This is a genomic window from Polyangium spumosum, from assembly GCF_009649845.1.
GTDB lineage: Bacteria > Myxococcota_A > Polyangia > Polyangiales > Polyangiaceae > Polyangium > Polyangium spumosum.
The window spans coordinates 1-1,948 of the sequence record NZ_WJIE01000053.1; the positions used below are offsets into that span (position 1 = coordinate 1).

1 protein-coding gene and 1 pseudogene are annotated in these 1,948 nt (G+C 65.2%); one reads left to right on the forward strand and one right to left on the reverse strand.

All coding sequences use genetic code 11. The features are described 5' to 3' along the window. A pseudogene (locus tag GF068_RS44675) lies at positions 1 to 305 on the forward strand (hypothetical protein); the annotation flags it as partial. Between the two features lie 390 nt (positions 306 to 695). Here GF068_RS44675 and GF068_RS43195 read toward each other — a convergent pair. Beyond that, complete coding sequence (locus tag GF068_RS43195) at positions 696 to 1,856, reverse strand: integrase core domain-containing protein (RefSeq protein WP_153825424.1); 1,161 nt, start codon at positions 1,854 to 1,856, stop codon at positions 696 to 698. Positions 1,857 to 1,948: the final 92 nt, after the last annotated feature.

Genomic DNA, 1,948 nt, shown 5'->3' on the forward strand with positions numbered 1-1,948 from the left:
CAGGGCCGCAGGTGATCGAGGCGGGGGCGCCAGGGAGGAAGGGGTGGGCAGGGAAGATGGTGGTGGAAGGGGAGGGGGCGACGGTGAGGGTGGAGGTGCCGGGGTTGGAGGTGGTGAGGGTGGAGCGGGCGGTGCCGGCGCAGAAGGTGGAGGGCGGAGGGAAGAGTGGGGCGGTGGTTGCGGTGGGCGGGGGGCTTGCGCTGGTGGGGGTTGGGGTGGGGGTGGGGTTTTTGGTGGCGGCGAGTGGTGCGGACAAGTGTGCAACCGGAATCTTGGGTGACACTTCAGACCGGCAGCCTGGGTGACACTTCCTCGCTCCTCGAGGCATCGACCCACCACCTTGGGTAGCGCGGACCGGCGGCGCAGGGACGTGGACCGGCAGCCTGGGTGACACGGTCTGGCGCGGCGGGTACGAAGACTATGAGTGTCCGAAACGTGATCCGACAGGTTGATTTGCAAAAACCATCAAGGCGGATACGAAGACCATCAGCCTCCGAAGCGTGATTCGACAGGTTGATCCCTCTCCGGACCAATTCAATATCACCGTCGTCGTATTCCGGGTGGTCTTGAAATGGTGCTCCAGCGGAGCCATGGCAGCCACGACGGTTCAGGTGGATCGAGGGGGGGTCCGGGGGGGAGACTGATAACTTGTGAATCGCGTGTGGGCAACCCGGGGAAAGCGGCCCATTGTCGCTTCAGCCGGCCCGCATGAACCGCGGCTCCTTGCCGGTCTCGTCGAGCATCCCGAGGAGCACGGGGCCGTAGAAGACCTCCCAGCGACCGTCGTCGATTTCTCGCAAGCCGACGGGCTCTAGCGATATCAGGCGTGTCAACGGGTAAATCACCCCTCGACGTATCAGCCGTCCGCGATCGTCCACCTTCCGCACGATGAACTCGTCGCCGTACTCCGGTGACCTTGGCTTTTCTGGGTACCCGCGCGCCGACGTCACGTAGACCTTCGCCGGCGGCCTCTGCCCGTGGGCCTCGTGCGGGCGAATGTCGTTGTACTCGTGCCGGAAGCGATCGAAGACGCGCTGCTGCTCTGGCATCGTCTGGCAAGGCGGCTGCGTGGCCTCTGCCTTGAGCGTGCGGTGCATGCGCTCGTGCCGACCGTTTTGCTCGGGCCTCCCGGGCTCGATGCGCTCGGGCGTGATGCCGAGCTTGATCCACCAGACCGACAGCGCCGACAGCCCGCCCGGGGCCTGCGAGGCGAACGGAGCGCCGCTGTCCGTGCGTATTCGCTCAGGCATTCCGAACTCGCGAAAGACCCGCTCGAAGTGGCAGCGCACCGGCTCGCCCTTCGGGTCGCACATCCCCTCGCATGCAAGCAAATAGCGGCTGTAGTCGTCGCTGACCGTGAGTGGATGGCAGCGCTGTCGATTGCCCAGCGCAAAATGTCCTTTGAAGTCTGCGCCCCATGTGCTATTGGGACCATCGCTGATCGACAGCGGGCCCATATGCAGCGGGACGCGCAGGCGCCTACGGCGTGGACGAATCAGGCCGCGGCTCTTGAGTATCTCGCCGATGGTGCTGGCGGCCGGGACGACGAGCTCCGGGTGCCGATCGGCGACGAACGCGCGGAGCTTCTTCGGGCCCCAGGTCGGATGGTCTTTTCGTACCTGCACGAAGAGGTCCGCGAGCTCGTCATCGAGGCGATGCGGATGGTTACGCGCGACCGGAGGTTTGTCTTCTAAGCCAGCAGGCCCGAGCGATTCATACCGCTCGAGCCACTTGTACCCGGTTTTTCGGCTGATCCCGAAGCGACGGCAAAGCTCGGTGAACGGCTCGTCGTCCTCGTCGACCGCCACGATGAAGCGCATGCGCTCCTCCACGACACGGCTCTCCCTCCAGGGCATGCCCAGGTCTCGCCAGACCTGTCGACCGTGGGGCAACTAACTGTCACCCAGGCTCCCGGTCTACCCTGTCACCCAGGTAGCCGGTCTGTACC